General features: G+C 72.1%; 16 protein-coding genes. 10 read left to right on the top strand and 6 right to left on the bottom strand.

The genetic code is table 11. The annotated features are described in order from the left end of the window. From ACYVE7_RS15575 to ACYVE7_RS15605, 7 genes are all read left to right on the top strand, one after another. Positions 1-665, top strand: a 665-nt coding sequence (locus ACYVE7_RS15575) for an NAD(P)/FAD-dependent oxidoreductase (RefSeq protein WP_460365407.1), incomplete at its 5' end; no start/stop codon positions are given. Then, complete coding sequence (locus ACYVE7_RS15580) at positions 652-1,374, top strand: TenA family protein (RefSeq protein WP_460365408.1); 723 nt, start codon at positions 652-654, stop codon at positions 1,372-1,374. The genes ACYVE7_RS15575 and ACYVE7_RS15580, both read left to right, overlap by 14 nt. Then, the gene (locus tag ACYVE7_RS15585) at positions 1,371-1,862 is read left to right on the top strand and encodes a GNAT family N-acetyltransferase (RefSeq protein WP_460365409.1); all 492 of its coding nucleotides are present in this window, start codon (positions 1,371-1,373) and stop codon (positions 1,860-1,862) included. Before ACYVE7_RS15580 ends, ACYVE7_RS15585 begins: the two co-directional genes overlap by 4 nt. After that, positions 1,859-3,037, top strand: a complete 1,179-nt coding sequence (locus tag ACYVE7_RS15590) for a cytochrome P450 (RefSeq protein ID WP_460365410.1) — start codon at positions 1,859-1,861, stop codon at positions 3,035-3,037. Before ACYVE7_RS15585 ends, ACYVE7_RS15590 begins: the two co-directional genes overlap by 4 nt. A gap of 5 nt (positions 3,038-3,042) precedes the next feature. Then, complete coding sequence (locus ACYVE7_RS15595) at positions 3,043-3,948, top strand: LLM class flavin-dependent oxidoreductase (protein WP_460365411.1); 906 nt, start codon at positions 3,043-3,045, stop codon at positions 3,946-3,948. 232 nt (positions 3,949-4,180) lie between these two features. Beyond that, positions 4,181-5,161, top strand: coding sequence for a cytochrome P450 (locus ACYVE7_RS15600; RefSeq protein ID WP_460365412.1), 981 nt, complete (start codon positions 4,181-4,183; stop codon positions 5,159-5,161). After that, on the top strand, positions 5,158-6,372 hold the full coding sequence (locus tag ACYVE7_RS15605; RefSeq protein ID WP_460365413.1) for a cytochrome P450: 1,215 nt from the start codon (positions 5,158-5,160) through the stop codon (positions 6,370-6,372). The genes ACYVE7_RS15600 and ACYVE7_RS15605 overlap by 4 nt, the downstream gene beginning before the upstream one ends. A gap of 15 nt (positions 6,373-6,387) precedes the next feature. Here the strand turns inward: ACYVE7_RS15605 and ACYVE7_RS15610 are convergent, their stop codons facing one another. The 5 genes from ACYVE7_RS15610 to ACYVE7_RS15630 are packed head-to-tail and all read right to left on the bottom strand — an operon-like array spanning position 6,388 to position 10,325. Beyond that, complete coding sequence (locus ACYVE7_RS15610; protein ID WP_460365414.1) at positions 6,388-7,992, bottom strand: acyl-CoA synthetase; 1,605 nt, start codon at positions 7,990-7,992, stop codon at positions 6,388-6,390. A 30-nt stretch (positions 7,993-8,022) separates the two neighbouring features. Then, positions 8,023-8,886 (bottom strand): SDR family NAD(P)-dependent oxidoreductase, encoded by an 864-nt coding sequence (locus ACYVE7_RS15615; protein ID WP_460365415.1) that lies wholly within the window; start codon positions 8,884-8,886, stop codon positions 8,023-8,025. Continuing rightward, the gene (locus tag ACYVE7_RS15620; protein ID WP_460365416.1) at positions 8,870-9,286 is read right to left on the bottom strand and encodes a nuclear transport factor 2 family protein; all 417 of its coding nucleotides are present in this window, start codon (positions 9,284-9,286) and stop codon (positions 8,870-8,872) included. Before ACYVE7_RS15620 ends, ACYVE7_RS15615 begins: the two co-directional genes overlap by 17 nt. After that, positions 9,283-10,080, bottom strand: a complete 798-nt coding sequence (locus ACYVE7_RS15625; protein WP_460365417.1) for an FAD-dependent oxidoreductase — start codon at positions 10,078-10,080, stop codon at positions 9,283-9,285. The genes ACYVE7_RS15620 and ACYVE7_RS15625 overlap by 4 nt, the downstream gene beginning before the upstream one ends. Further along, positions 10,077-10,325, bottom strand: coding sequence for an FAD-dependent oxidoreductase (locus ACYVE7_RS15630; RefSeq protein WP_460365418.1), 249 nt, complete (start codon positions 10,323-10,325; stop codon positions 10,077-10,079). Before ACYVE7_RS15630 ends, ACYVE7_RS15625 begins: the two co-directional genes overlap by 4 nt. A gap of 237 nt (positions 10,326-10,562) precedes the next feature. Between ACYVE7_RS15630 and ACYVE7_RS15635 the strand changes: the two genes are divergently transcribed. From ACYVE7_RS15635 to ACYVE7_RS15645, 3 genes are read left to right on the top strand one after another with little or no spacing between them, the layout of a single operon-like run. Beyond that, positions 10,563-11,627 (top strand): nitroreductase family protein, encoded by a 1,065-nt coding sequence (locus ACYVE7_RS15635; protein ID WP_460365419.1) that lies wholly within the window; start codon positions 10,563-10,565, stop codon positions 11,625-11,627. Positions 11,628-11,646: 19 nt separating this feature from the next. Further along, positions 11,647-12,696 carry a ThiF family adenylyltransferase gene (locus ACYVE7_RS15640; RefSeq protein WP_460365420.1) on the top strand — a complete coding sequence of 350 codons (1,050 nt, stop codon included), beginning with the start codon at positions 11,647-11,649 and terminating at the stop codon, positions 12,694-12,696. Next, positions 12,693-13,382: a hypothetical protein gene (locus tag ACYVE7_RS15645; protein ID WP_460365421.1), complete on the top strand. Its 690-nt coding sequence runs from the start codon at positions 12,693-12,695 to the stop codon at positions 13,380-13,382. The genes ACYVE7_RS15640 and ACYVE7_RS15645 overlap by 4 nt, the downstream gene beginning before the upstream one ends. A 103-nt stretch (positions 13,383-13,485) precedes the next feature. Here ACYVE7_RS15645 and ACYVE7_RS15650 read toward each other — a convergent pair whose 3' ends face one another. Continuing rightward, a complete protein-coding gene (locus tag ACYVE7_RS15650) occupies positions 13,486-14,667 on the bottom strand; it encodes a cytochrome P450 (RefSeq protein WP_460365422.1) in 1,182 nt (393 codons plus the stop codon). Between the last annotated feature and the right edge of the window lie 324 nt (positions 14,668-14,991).

Consider the following 14,991-nt stretch of genomic DNA (forward strand, 5'->3'; position numbering starts at 1 on the left):
GCGGCTGGCGGGTGCTCACCACGGACGGCCGGGACCGCACGTTCCCGCGGGTGGTCCTCGCCGCGGGGCTCCACACGACCGCGCTCGTCCGCGACGTCGGCGGCGACCTGCCGCTGTTCGGCGTGCGCGGGCACGTCCTGCTGACGACGCCCCTGCCTCCGCTCCTGAAGCGGATCATCGCCTGGGCCGGATCGGGAGCGGCGCTGGCCTCGGCGACCGGCCTGACCCTCGGCACGCTCGCGGACCGGACCGAGGCGAGAACACCGGCCGTCGTCGCCGCGCTGCTCCATCAGCGCGAGGACGGGCGGGTCGCGCTGGGCGCGTCCTGGTCGTCGTCCTTGTGGCCGGAGGAAGCCGACACCACGCAGCGGATCGCCAGGGCCGGGATCCGGCTCGTCCCCGCGCTCGCCGAGGCGACCGTCGAGGCGAGTTGGTCGGGTGTCCGCCCCGCCACGGCCGACGGCCTGCCGGTGATCGACGAGATCGCGTCCGGCCTGCACGTCTGCTGCGGCCACGGCGGCCTCGGCTTCACCGCAGGACCGGGCTCCGCCGAACTACTGACCGAGACCATGCTCGGCCGGAGCCGCGACGAGGCGATCCCGTTCGCCGCCCGCCGGCTCTCCCGGGCCGCCCAGAGAAGGGAGAAGGATCATGTTTCTCGATGAATGCCGGAAGGCCACCGCCGCGATCTGGACGGAGTACACCACCCATCCGTGGATCGAGGCCCTGGCGTCAGGCGACCTGACCCCCGACCGGTTCGCCTTCTTCCAGCTCGACGACGGAGCACATGTCGCCGAGTTCAACCGGACGCTCGCCCTCGGCGTCGCCAAGGCCCCCGCGGGCCATCCCTGGGCGCGGGCGGCAGCCCATGTCCTCGATGACATGTCCACCACCGCCGAACTGGAGGAGAAGCGGCAGATCCTGCTCGCGCTCGGCTACGACGCGCCGCAGCAGGCCGACCGGTGGACCTGCTCACCGGCGCGGGAAGGGTACGTCAACCATCTGGTCCGCACGGGCTACGAGGGCGATCTGCCGCAGATCGCGGCGGCGCTCTACCCGTGCGCGATGTTCGTCGAGGTCATCGGCGCGCGCTTCCGCGACGTGGAGATCCCCGGGCCGCCCGCCTACCGGCGCTGGGCCGACATGTACCAGCGGGCCACCCGCAGTGAGATGTGCCGCCGGCACGCGGACGTCGTCGAGACCGCGGCGGCCGGTCTCGACGACGACGGCAGGGCGCGGCTGCTCGGGCTGTACACACGGAGCCTCCAGCACCAGGTCCGCGTGTTCGACGCTGCCTACGCCCTGGCCGGTGACTGGCCGGGCGGACGTCCCTGCCACGCCCGCGCCGTGCTCGGCGAGGGGGGGCGCGCATGACGCGGGTCCTCACCTATCTGCGGATGGACGAGCACACCCGGCTCACGCCGGGCCGCCCGTTCCCCGGCCTGGCCCTCCGGCAGGAACCCGATCTCCGGGTCGTGCGCGCCCTCCATCGGGAGATCGGCGCCGCCCACCGCTGGGCCCGGTGCTTCTGGAACGACGACCAGTGGGACGCCTGGCTGGGCTCGGCCCGCCGCGACCAGTACGTCCTCACCCTGGACGGGCTGCCGGCCGGGGCGGTGGAGCTGGAGCGGCACACCGACGGAGCCACCGAGATCTCGGTGTTCGGCCTGCTGCCCGAACACATCGGCCGGGGTCTGGGCGGCCACGCCCTCACCCTGGCGGTGCGGGCCGCCTGGCGGCGGAGCCCGGACGGGCGGCGGCCGACGTCGGTCTGGCTGTACACCACGGACCTCGATCACCCGAGCGCCCTGCGGAACTACCTGCGGCGAGGGTTCGGCATCGACCGCCGGGTGATCGCATGACCACCGCCGAGATCCCGTTCATCGACCTGTTCCGGCCGGAGTTCACCTTCGCCGACCCGTCCCTCGCCGAAGCCAGGGAACGCCACTGGTACGCCTCCACCGCGGTGGGGACGCTCGTGCTCCGCTACCAGGAGGCCGCCGACCTGCTCGCCGACGGCAGGCTCGGCCCCGGCGGCGACGGCCATCTGGCGTTGCACGGCATCACCGACGGGCCCGTCCACCGCTACCTCGGCACCAACATGTCCGGAACCGAACGCGCCGACCACGCCAGGCTCCGTTCCGTGCTCGCCCCGTTCCTCACCCCGCAGCGGGTCGGTTCGGTGCGGGAGTTCGCCGCGCGGACCGCCCGCCGGCTCGCCGCCGAGCTGCCGTCCGGTGAACCAAGCGATCTCGTCGGACGGTTCGCCGACCCCCTGGCCCTGCTGACGTTCTGCCGCCTGACCGGTCTGGACGCCGAGGGGCTGCGCCACTGCGGCTCGGCCGACGCCGGCCTCGTCTTCGCGCTGGCGCTCAGCGGCGAGGACAGGAGCCGGGTCGAGACGAGCATGAGCCGTCTGTTCGCCTACCTGGAGGAGACCGCGCGCGAACGGCGCCGCACCCCGGGTGACGACGTGATGTCGGCGGCGCTTCGCGGTGATCTGCCCGACCGGCAGCGCGACAGCCTCCTCATCTCGCTGATCATGGGCGGTCATGACGCGTCGGCCCACCAGCTCGGCGCCGCGCTGGCCGTCCTGGCCGAGCATCCCGCTCAGTGGGAGGTGCTGGCCGCCGACCCGGGCAGGGTGCCGGGCGCGGTCGAGGAGTCCCTGCGCTGGGCGGCGCACACCCACACCCTCCGGTTCGTGCGGGAGGAAATGGACTACCAGGGCCGCCGCTTCACCGCGGGGGAGGTCGTCGCGATCTGCAACTGGACGGCCAACCGCGATCCCCGGGTGTTCGCGCGGCCCGACGTCTTCGACGTCGCACGGGCCAGGCCCCGGCTGCCGCTCGCCTTCGGCGGGGGAGCGTACTTCTGCCCCGGCAGCATCCTCGGAAAAATGATCATGGAAGTGGGGGTGGAGGCCCTGACCGGGAGATTCCTGCCGCCGGAGCCCGCCGGGACCGTGATCTGGCGTCCCCCGCTGGCGGCGGCGTTCGCGCCCGCGGCCCTGCCCCTTCGGCTGAGTGAAAGGTGAACAAGATGCGGGTCGGAATCGTCATTCTTCCCGAACTACGCTGGTCCGAGGCCCGCGCGCGCTGGCAGCGGGCCGAGCGGTACGGCTTCGACGAGGCGTGGTCCTACGACCATCTCGGCTGCTCGCTCGGCGGGCTCCTCGACGGGCCGTGGTTCGACACGTTCGCCACGCTGACGGCTGCCGCCTCCGTCACGTCAACGCTCAGGCTCGGCACGATGGTGACCACGCCCAACTTCCGGCACCCGGTGCCCCTCGCCCGCCAGGCCCTCGCGCTCGACGACATCTCGCAGGGCCGGTTCACGCTGGGCCTGGGCTCGGGCGGCGCCGGATACGACCGGCAGGTTCTGGGCGTGCCGGACCCCGGCGCCGGCCGCAGGACCGCGCGGTTCGCCGAGTTCACCGAGCTGACCGACGCCCTGCTCACCGACGAGAAGACCACCTTCCACGGCGAGTTCTTCTCCGCCGTCGACGCCCGCAACGCCCCCGGCTGCCTGACCCGGCCGCGGCTGCCGTTCCTGGTCGCCGCGAACGGCCCGCGCGCCATGCGCGTCGCCGCCGTCCACGGCCAGGGCTGGCTCACCGGACCGATCGCCGGTGAGATCAGCGGCGGGATCTCGGCGGGCCTGGACGGCTGGTGGCGGACGGTCGCCGAGCTCGTGACCAGGTTCGACGCCGTCCTCGAGGAGACCGGCCGCGACCCCGGCTCCGTCGCCCGGTATCTGACGCTGGACGGCGCGCCCCTGCTGTCGATGTCCAGCAAGGAGGCGTTCGTCGAGCAGACCGGCCGCGCCGCCCGGCTGGGCTTCGACGGCGTGATCACCCACTGGCCCCGCCCCGACGGCATCTACCAGGCCGACGAGTCGGTCCTGGAGGAGGTCGCCGCCGACGTCCTTCCGGCGCTGCGCGGATGAACGCGGAGCCTTCCGCGCGGCGGCCGTTCATCTTCGGGGTGCGGTCGAGGGACTGCCCTGAGGTCCGGTCCTCCGGACCGGCGTTGGATGCGGAGGAGAGCGTCGAACCGAGGACAGGAGCGTCCATATTCTGGGGTACTGGTTCCCGCGCTCCGACCGGTCCGCCGAGCACCTGCAGGACCTCGTCCTGACGACCCGTGCGCTGGCCGGCGAGCTGGTGTCGCCCGCCCAGATGAAGGCCAACGGATTCACCGCGCTGGTCGCCGCCGTCGTGGACGACCACACGAAGGACTGGGAGCGGAGCGCCGACATCACCTCCGACGTCCATCCCGCGCTCTATGAGGCCTCGATCCGCTACCTCGTCGGGGACGAGGTCTGGGCGGCCATCGGCCGTCAGATCGTCCCGATCTTCCATCAGATCGTCGACGTCGTCGATCTGAAGCGGGTCGCGCTCTCCCACACCCCCGCCTCCCGTCTCATGAAGGAGTACCACTCGGCACGCAGGCTGCACCGGCTGCTGCGCAAGGCGTTCGAGCCGAGGCTCGCGGCGTCCTCACCCGCCGTCCAGGCGATCGTCCTGGCCCAGCTCACCAGCGATCGGCTCACCGTCCGCGACCGGCCCTGGATGCTCATGTACCTGCTGTGGAACGCGGTGATGTACTCGGGCAGCTACGCGATGTGGACTCTCGCCGACATCCTCTCGCGCCCGGAACTCCGGGAGAGGGTCGAGACCGCCGCGACGCCCAGGGAACGCAACGGCCTGATCACCCACTGCATGTACGAGACGATCCGCCTCTACCCGCTGACGATCTTCGTCCGGGGGCTCAGCAGGCCCTTCGACTACGACGACGGCGATCGGACCCATCATGTGCCCGCGGGGAACATGGTCGGGATCCTGGTCCCCGAGCTCACCAAGGACCCGGAGGCCTTCCCCCGGCCGGAGCAGTACGACCCCGACCGCTACTCCAACGGCGAAGCGGGCCATCCCGGTGACTTCTACGGCAAGGGCCCGTTCGGCTGCGTCGCGCAGGCCTTCAGCCGGGCGCTCGTGACCAACGTCATCCAGCGGCTGTTCGAGCGTTTCGAGATGACGCTCCTCGACCCGCTTCCCCAGCGCCACACGCGGGTTCATCTCAACAATCCGACCGAGCCGATGCCGTTCACGATCCGGCCCCGCAAGTCCCTCGTTCCCCCCACCGGAAGGCGCCCATGAAGATCGATCTCGTCGACCAGGACCGCTTCGCCCAGCACGGCATCCCGCACGAACAGCTCACCTGGCTCCGGGCCAACGCCCCGGTCTACTGGCACCAGGGCGAGCAGGAGCCCGGCTGGCCGGGGTTCTGGGCGGTGACGCGGCACGAGCACATCGCCGAGGTCTCCCGGCACCCCGAGATCTACTCCTCCCACCCGCGGCTGTGCATGTTCTACGAGGGCACGGACGAGCACGTCGCGGTGAACCAGCTCATGATGTTCAACCAGGACCCGCCTGAGCACACCCGTAAGCGCGGCCTGGTCAACCGCGGTTTCACGGTGCGGGCCATCAGCGCGCTGGAGGACCGGATCCGCACCATCGCCGACGAGCTCATCACGGCGGCGCTGGCGCTCCTCGACTCGGGCCGCGCCGACTTCGTCCGGGACATCGCCGCTCCGCTGCCCATCGCCGTCATGTGCGAACTGCTCGGCGCGCCCCGCGAAGACCAAGACAAGATCTTCCACTGGACGAGCCTCATGACGGGGTTCGACGACCCCGAGTTCCAGACCAGCCAGGCCGACGGGGAGGCCGCGGCGGCCGAGATCTACGCCTACGCGCAGGGGCTCGCCGAGGCGTGGCACCGCGACCCGCAGGACACCCTCATCGGCCAGCTCCTGCAGCCGGACGTCAACGGCGACAGGCTCACCGACGCCGAGTTCAACCTGTTCGTCTTGCTCCTGCTCGTGGCGGGCAACGAGACCACCCGGACGTCGGCGGCCGGCGGGATGCAGACCTTCTTCGAGCACCCCTACGCATGGGGGCGGCTCGTGGCGGACCGCGGCCTGCTGCCGACGGCCGTCGAGGAGATCATCCGCTGGGTGACGCCGGTCAACATGTTCCGGCGCACCGCCGTCGCCGACACCGAGCTCGGCGGCACCTCGATCAAGACCGGCGACAAGGTGGTCGTGTTCTACGCGTCGGGCAACCGCGACGAGCGGATCTTCGACGACCCGTTCGTCTTCGACATCGCCCGCGACCCCAATCCGCATATGGGTTTCGGCGGCGGCGGACCCCACTTCTGCCTCGGCGCCCACCTCGCGCGGGTGGAGCTGCGGATCCTGTTCGAGCAGCTCCTGGACCGCGTGCCGACCATCGAACCCGCAGGCGGCATCCGCCGCCTGCGGTCGAACTTCCTGAACGGCATCAAGGAGATGCCCGTGCGCCGAGGCTAGGCGCCCCGGCCTCCGTCAGCGGCCGGCGTCGGGATCGGTTCCGGCGCCGGCCGCGATCTGCTGCGCCCACCTGTAGTCGGCCTTGCCCGCGGGCGAGCGGCGGACCTCCTCGACGAACACGTAGGAGCGCGGCGCCTTGTAGCCCGCCAGCAGCTCCCGGCAGTGCCCGTCGAGTTCGAGATGGCCAGGACCGTGGCGGGGGTCGTAGCGGCGGACGATCGCCACGACCCGCTGCCCGAAACGGTCGTCCGGCAGCCCGGTGACCACGGCGTCCATGACCCCGGGGTGGGTTTTGAGCACGGTCTCGACCTCTTCGGGGAAGACCTTCTCGCCGCCGGTGTTGATGACCTGCGAACCCCGTCCGTGGACGACGATGGTGCCGTCCTGCTCGACGGTCGCGAGGTCTCCGGTGAGGAGCCAGCGGACTCCGTCCACGGTCGGGAAGGTCCGGGCGGTCTTCTCGGGATCACCGTGGTAGCCGACGGGAAGGAAACCCGTCCGGGCGACCTGCCCGAGCGTCCCCGACCCCGGCCGGACGGGTTTCAGGTCCTCGTCCAGGACCGCGACTCCCGCGGCGTCGGGCACGAAGACGAGGCCCCGTCCCGGCTCGGCGGACGGCAGCCCGCCCGTCGAACCGGACTCGGTCGAGCCGAACCGGTCGAGGACCATCACCCCGGGCAGCAGCCGTCCGGCGCGTTCGCGGATCGCGGGGGTGAGGATCGCCCCGGTCGACATCAGGACCACCAGCGACGACAGATCGTAGGCGTCCTTGTTCTCCGCCAGCGTGTCGATCAGCGGGATCACCATCGCGTCGCCGGTCACCAGCAGATAGGTGGCACGCTCGCGGGCCGCCGTCCGCCAGATCTCCGCCGGGTCGAAGCCCGGGGTGTAGACGAGGGTGGCGGCCATCGTCAGCCAGGCGATGAACGTGGCGGTCTGGGCGGCCCCGTGCATGAGGGGCGCGACGGGGAACATGACGCTCGGCGGGGTCGCCACCGCGGCGGCGACCATGCCGGACGGTGTGCTGGGCGGTTCCTTGAGCGCGTTGGTGAACGCGAAGAGCATGTCGCGGCAGTTCCAGACCACGCCCTTCGGCACGCCCGTGGTGCCGCCGGTGTAGATGATGTAGTGGTCGTCGGCCCGGCGCGGTTCGAAGCCCCGCACGTCGGGCTGACCGGCGATGGCGTCCTCGTAGGTGATCGCGCGCTCGATCGAACTGGGGCCGCCGACCGCGATGAGCACCGGCAGGCCCGGCAGGCGCCGGACCGCCTCGGCGACCCGGTCGTCGAACTCGGCGCCGTAGAGCAGGGCGGCCGCACCGGAGTCCCGGTACAGATAGCGCAGTTCCGCGGCGGTGTACCGGAAGTTGACGTTGACCGGAACCGCCCTGATCTTCAGGGCGGCCAGCAGGCCCACCGCGTACTCGGCGCCGTTGACGAGCTGGATCGCGACCCGCTGCCCCGCTCTGACGCCCAGCCCGCGCAGCAGGTGGGCGAGCCGGTTGGCCCTGCGGTCGAGTTCGGCGTAGGTCAGTCTCTCCTTCCCCACCACGAGAGCCGGCCGGTCGGGCACGGCGTCGGCGACGGCCTCGAACAGGTCCGCGTGGTTGAACTCCATCATTGCCTTCCTGTAGCTGAACCAGGCCGGAGGTCACCGGCCTGAAGCACGGCGGAACGCCCGGGTCGCCCGCCAGGTGGCCAGGCGGGGCGCCGAGACGGGGGCGATCCTGGCCGACCGCCACTGGAGGCGGGCGCTCGCCGGAGCGACGACCATCGGACGGTTCCGCGCCACCGCGCGCAGCACGTCCCTGGCGAGCGCCTGCGGGCTGTAGAGCCGGGCCTGCCCGGACGCGGCGAGCCTGCGGGCACGCCGGCCGAGCCCGGTCTGGGGGAGTCCGGGGTTCGGCCGGTCCAGATGAGGGGTGTCGACATAGCCGGGGCACACCACGGTGACCCCGACCCCGCGCAGCGCCCCCTCGGCGCGCAGCCCCAGGCTCAGCGCCACGACCCCGGCCTTGGACGCCGTGTAGGGCAGCGCCCACGGGCTGGGGAACACCCCCGCGACCGAGGCGGTGTTGACGATGTGGCCGTGTCCCTGCTCGAGCATGATCGGATAGGCGGCGAGCACCCCGTGGACGACGCCCCGCAGGTTCACGTCGATCGCCCGGTCCCAGTGCTCGACGGTCAGCTCCTCGGCCATGCCGAGCACCGAGATCCCCGCGTTGTTGAAGACCAGGTCGAGGTGGCCGTGGTCGCGCGCGATCCCGCCGTACAGATCGGCGACGGCCGCGGCGTCGGTGACGTCGAGAGCGGCCGCGATCGTTTCACCCGGCCCCGCGGCGGACAGTTCCGCGGCCGTCGCGCCCGCCAGATCGCCGTCCAGGTCGGCCAAGACGACCGTGCAGCCCCGCCCGACCAGCGCCCGGCCGAGCTCCCGCCCGATCCCGGACGCGCCCCCGGTGATGACGGCGGTCCGCCAGACGGCCTCGCCGGCGGGCCTACGACCAGAACGCATGGATCGTCCCGAGGTCGTCGAACTGCTCCCGCATCTCGATGATCAGGCCGTCCCGGATGGTGTAGACGACCCGCCCGACGACGTCCAGTTCCCGGCCGCCCCTGCTGGCCGTGGCCCGGTTGACGACCGTGACCTCGCCCCGCCCGCTCACGTACATGTCGACGACCCGGCTCCGCAAGGTGCCGCCGGTCTCCTTCACCAGGGCCCGGACCGCGGCGTCGACGTTCTCACGTCCGGCGAACACGCCGGCCCCCGGATGCTCGCCGGGCACGACATAGGTGACGTCGGCGGCGAAGCAGGCCCTGGCCGCCACTCCGTCGCGTGCCGCGAAACCGGCGTAGAGCCGCGCGACCACCGCGAGGTCGGGATGGTCGGGAGCATGGGCGGAAGGTTCACTCATGGGTGGGAGATCCCTTTCTTCTCGGTGGCGCTGCGCCGGGCCGACCGCGCGGCCGCGGCACGTCTCAGGAACCCCGGCCCCTGGCTGAGCCGGCCGTAGAACCGGAACCAGGCCCTCGCCTCCCGGTCCTCCGGGAACGGGTAGTCGGCCCCCAGCCGGTGCGCGACGGCCAGCCCGGACAGAAAGCAGTGCTCCTGGCTGTTGAAAGTGGTGTGGGCGCCGCAGAACCACGTCCTGCGGCGGCCCTGGAGGAGCGGGAACAGATTGGTCAGGACGAGGGTGTGGAACAGGTCCGACCGCACATGGTGGAAGCGCTCGCGCCGCACGACGCCGTCGAACTCGCGGCTCCCGGCGCCCTGATAGGTGACCAGCCAGGGCCGGTGCCGATCGGCGGTCCACGGCTGCTGGTTGTGCATCAGATAGGTGATCTCGTAGCCGCCGCTGGTCCTGCGGTCGACGTAGGTGCTGCGTTCGGCGAGGCAGGCGGTGTCCGGGACGACCGAGCGGTCGGTGTGGACGACGGCCTCCCCGTGGATCGCGTCGTCGTAGCGGACCGCGCCGAGCAGCATCCGCTCGGCCAGCGAGGCGTCCGGAAGCAGCGCGAGCGCCTCGTCCGCCCCGCACGCGAAGATCACCTGGTCGTAGCGGCGCTTCCTGCCCGTGGCGTCCGTGACACGGACCCCGTGCGTGTCACGGCGCACCTCGGTCACCGCGCAGCCCAGCTCGATCCGGTCGGCGAAGCCCTCGGTCATCGCCTGGTAGACGGCGCGGGTGCCGCCCTTCCAGGTGGTCATCTCGCTGGAGCGGAGCAGGTCGAAATGAGGGCCAGGTAGTTGTGGTAGAGCGACGGGATGCAGGCGGTGACCGAGATGTCGATCGGGACGGGGCCGTCGGCGCCGGGCATGTCGACGGTGCAGGCGTTGCCGCCGAGCCGTGTCCGCTTCTCCAGCACGTCGACCTGGTAGGCGTCCGGATGCCTGCTCAACGCCCAGGCGGCGCCCAACCCGGAGATCCCGGCTCCGATCACACAGACCTTCATAGGCGCTCCTGAACCACTCGGAAGGGCGGGTTGCAAGGAGTACAGTCCGCCGGCCCCGGGGGAGCATCGGGGTCATCCCTGCGAGGGCACCCCAGGAGTACGGGCCCGCGCCCTGCTCCGCCGCCGTCCGGCCCGCCGAATCCTTCGGGTGGCCCCACGGGGGCCGCCCGGGGGCGTGGGCGTGCGCGTCGCCCGTAGCGTTCGAGCGTTCCCGACGACCTCCCGAGAAGAGCCGGAATGCCCGACGAGATTCTCAGCCTGACCGACATCGCGAAGCTCTGCGAGGCGGGCGGCCGCGCGCCCTCCGGCGGCAACGCCCAGCCCTGGCACGTGGTGGCGACCCGTGACGCGCTGACGATCGGCCTCGACGACAAGGCCGCCGGCTCGTCGTTCCTCGACGTGGCCGGGTTCGGCTCGCTGCTCGCACTGGGGTGTTTCGCCGAGAACGTCGCGATCACCGCGCGGTCCCTCGGCCTCGCCCACGAGACGCTCGTCCGGAAACGCTCCGTGGAGATCCGTTTCTCCGGCCGTGGCCTGCCCCGCGTCGACCGCGCGCTCCAACGGGCGATCTTCGAACGGTCGACCAACCGGCTGCCCGGCGACCAGCGGCTCGTCCCGCCGGACTCCGTCGGCCGGCTGCGGGCCCTGGCCCGAGATCCGTTCCTGCTGTCCGCGGTGGAGCGGAGCCCGGCCAAGGACGAGGTCGCGAAGGTCGTCGCCGAGGCGGACCTGCTGCGCCTGCGGGACGCCCGGTCGGCCGCCGACCTCACCGGCGAGATCAACTGGCCGGATCAGGAACGCGACGGCCGCCGCGACGGCATCGAACCGCGGAACCTCGCACTCCCCAAACCCACCGCCGCGCTCCTGTCCCTGATCAGGCGAGCGCCGCGGCTCGGCGCGGCGGTGCCGTCAGGACCGGTCGTGAAAGCGGCGCTGCGGCTGGCGGACGCCACCTCCCATCTGTGCTGCCTCGCCACCACGGAACCCCCGGACGACCAGTCGATGATCGAGACCGGGATGCTCGTCCAGCGGCTCTGGCTCACCGCCGTCCTCGACGGGCTGAGCGTCCAGCCGTGGACCGCCGCCACGTTCCTGCTGCTCCGCCACGAACACTTCGACGGCGTGGGACTCACCGGCGCCCAGCGGGCCTGGGCGATAGGAGCCGCCGGCCGGCTGCGCGCCGCGTTCGCCCTCGGCGACGGCGTCACGCCCCTTTTCGTCTTCAGGCTCTTCTCCGCCCCGCACACGACCCCGTCGTCGCACCGCCACGGCTGGAAGAGCCGCGCCCGGCTCCACCTCTGACGCGAACGAAGGAGACACGATGCCGACGGACCTGACCCCGGTCCTCCTGGAGTGGGATTCCGACACGGACCTGCTGCGCGCACTGCTGGCAGGACCCGCCCCGATCGAGGTGACCGACACCATCGAGGCCCAGGTGGGCGAGCTGCTCCGCGCCGACGACCACGCCCGGTTCCGGGCCGAGGACGAACGGGCGCGCGAGATCCGCCGGATCCTCGGCCCCCGCCCCGAGACCTACGGGGCCTGGTGGTGGCAGCCGTGGCGGCGCACCCTCACCCATGTGCTCCCCGAACCGGAGTACCGGAAGGTGCGGGCGGCACGCAACCACATCAAGATCACCGAAGCGGAGCGGGAACGGCTCCTCGGCAAGCACGTGTGCGTCGTCGGCATGTCGTCGGGAGCGGTCGTCGCCCACGCCCTGGCGCTCGAGGGAGTGGGCGGCGTCTTCACACTGATGGACCCCGACGTCCTGGCGCTGTCGAACCTCAACCGGCTGCCCTACGGCGTCGCCGACCTGGGGGTCAACAAGGCCGTCCTGGCCGCGCGCCGCCTCCACGAGCTCGACCCGTACGCCGAGGTGATCGTCCGCACCGACGGCTGGCCCCGGGGCGCCACCGCCGAACTGTTCGGCGGACGGCCGCCCGACGTGATCGTCGAACAGTGCGACGACTTCCACAGCAAACTCGCCGTCCGTGAACTCGCCCGTGAGCTGCGCATCCCCGTCCTGACCTCGACGTGCGAGAACGGCATCCTCGACGTCGAGCGGTTCGACCTCGAACCCGACCGGCCGCTGCTCCACGGCGGGCTCGCCGACCGCCGCAGCGAGGACTACACCGGCGGGCCCGGCGACGACGTCCAGGGGTTCCTCAGCGACTTCCTCGGCTCCTCCGTCCTGAACCCGCGCAGCGCGACGGCCCTGCGTGAGCTCGGACGTTCCCTGACCGGCTGGCCCCAGCTCGCCTCCGAGCTGGCTCTCGGCGCCGCGACGGCCACGCTCGCCGCCCGCCGCCTTCTCCTCGGCAGGCCCGTCCCGTCGGGCCGCCACGAAACTGACCTGGAGATTCGACCATGATCGAGCAGGACCTCTCCACGGACGCCTGGCGGGCGACCACCGGCGCGCTCGCGCCCCTGGGCCTGACCATCGCCGTCCGCGCCGACCTTCCCGTCTGGCACGAGCGCATGACCGGGGCGGAGGGCGACGCCGTCGTGATCAACCCCGCGTTCGCCCTGGCCGACGAGGGCGAAGGGTTCTGGCTGGACGTCACCGACGCCCGCGGCGTCACGGTGGCCTGCAACGCCTGCCGGATCCTGCGCACCGACGACTTCATCGGCCTGATCGCCTCGATGCGCCTGTGGATGACGGAGCCCCCGTCACCCGGCCTGCCGATCGACCGCGGCGCCCTGCCGGAGGCCGTCCGGTCCATCCGCGGAACGGTGTCCCACCATGGCGGCCTGTGGGTGGCGCCGGAGCATCGCAGAAACGGCATCGTCCACGCGCTCGCCGTCGCCAGCCGCACGGTGGCGATCGAGGGGTTCGGCTCGGCCTGGGACACCGCGATCGTCCTGGGCCCCGCCATGCGCACCGGCCGGCTCGTCCAGTCCTACGGCTTCCACGGCTCGCACCTGCTTTACCAGGGCTTCTTCCCGCCCCGCAACGCCCCCGAAGAGCTCCACCTGGTCTACAGCTCCCGCTCCCAGACGCTGGCCAAGCTCCGCACGGAGACCAAGACCCTCCTCAACGACACCACGCTCCCGTGAAGCACAGAGGGGAAGGGGACGGGCCGGCGCTCCCTGGCCGCTCCGCCGGCCCGCCGGCCCGCCCTTCCCCTCTTCCAAGGTGGTCCTTCAGGGAACAGCCCCGTCAGGCCCGCTCGTAGACGAGCGGGACCGCCGAGACGCTCACCATGCCGCACGGCCAGGCCGCGCTGAGCGCATGGCCGTCCGCGAGGCGGTACTCGGGCACCCGCCGGTGCCATTCCTCCAGGACGATCCGCATCTCGGCCCGCGCCAGATGCGCGCCCAGGCAGTAGTGCGGCCCGATGCCCAACGCCAGGTGCGCCTCGCGCCTGCGCAGGTCCACCACGTCGGGCTCGCCGTGCTCGGACGGGTCCCGGTTGGCCGCCGCCACGACGACGGCGACGGGCGAGCCCGCCGGAATGGCCACTCCGGCGAGAGTGACGTCCTGGGTGGCCACCCGCGGCAACGTGACGATGGGGCCGTCCACACGCAGCAGTTCCTCCACCGCCTCGGGCACGGCGGACAGGTCCCCGGCGAGACGCCCGCGAAGGTCGGGGCGCTCGGCGAGAATGGCGAAGGAGTTGCTCAGGGCCGAGGTGACCGTGTCCAGGCCGGCGAGGACGAACTGGAAGGACAGCCCGAGGATCTCCTCCGTGGTGAGGGCGTCGTCTCCCTCCAGCGCGAGCAGCGTCCCCAGGAGGTCGTCCCCGCCGGGGCCCTGCGCGCGCCGTGCTTCGACGTGCTCCACCAGGAAGGCGTGCAGTTCTCCCGCCGCGACCGCGGCCGCCTCGGGGGCGACGTCGAACGCGCGGATCCCCGCCGCTCCAAAGATCACATCTTTCCAGTGGATGAGCTGGTCGCGCCTTTCCAGCGGCAGCCCGAACAGCGTCAGGAAGACCTCGGCGGGCAGCGGGACCGCCAGATCCCGGACGATCTCGCACTCACCGGCGGTGGCGAGCCCGTCGATGATCCGGACGGCGAGGCCGCGGACCTGAGGTTCCAGCCGCCGGGCGTCCCGCGGGCTGAAGAACCGCCGCAGGATCCGGCTGTACCGGGTGTGCTCGGGCGGGTCGTAGGCGATCGGAAGCATCGGCAGCGGGCTCCCGACACCCTGGTAGGCACGGCGCGAGGAGAAGAGTTCCGGATGCCGGAGGACGTAGTCCGCCTCCTGTCTGCCGATCACCGCGTATCCGCCGAGCTCCAGCTCGGTGACCGGCCCGTGGTCGCGGATCTCGGCGTAGGCGGCGTCCCTGTCGGTGCCGACCGGCAGGCGCTCCAGCGCCAGCTTTCTCTTCTTCTCAGCCACGTGCTCAGCCAAGCCGCTGAGAATTGCCGTGGCGAGAGTAGTCGGTACTCAACCGGCAATCCTCGGGGGAGAGGCTGGGGCCGTCCCCGAAGCACGGCGTGCGGCCGGCGGAGAGACTCCTCGCACCGGCTGGACCTCATCAGCCCTGGCAGCGGGGAGCGCCCGTGCGGCTCGACGATCGAACGGAACAGGACACGACCGGGCAGGTGGATCGGCTCCTCGGCCTCGGCGGCGGCTCCGCGGCGGAGCCGTCCACCGGTCTGTGGTGGCGGGCGGGGGAGCGGCCGGCGGCGTTCGACCGGCAGCGCGTCGCACGGCTCGCCG

This window comes from Actinocorallia lasiicapitis, from assembly GCF_054778695.1.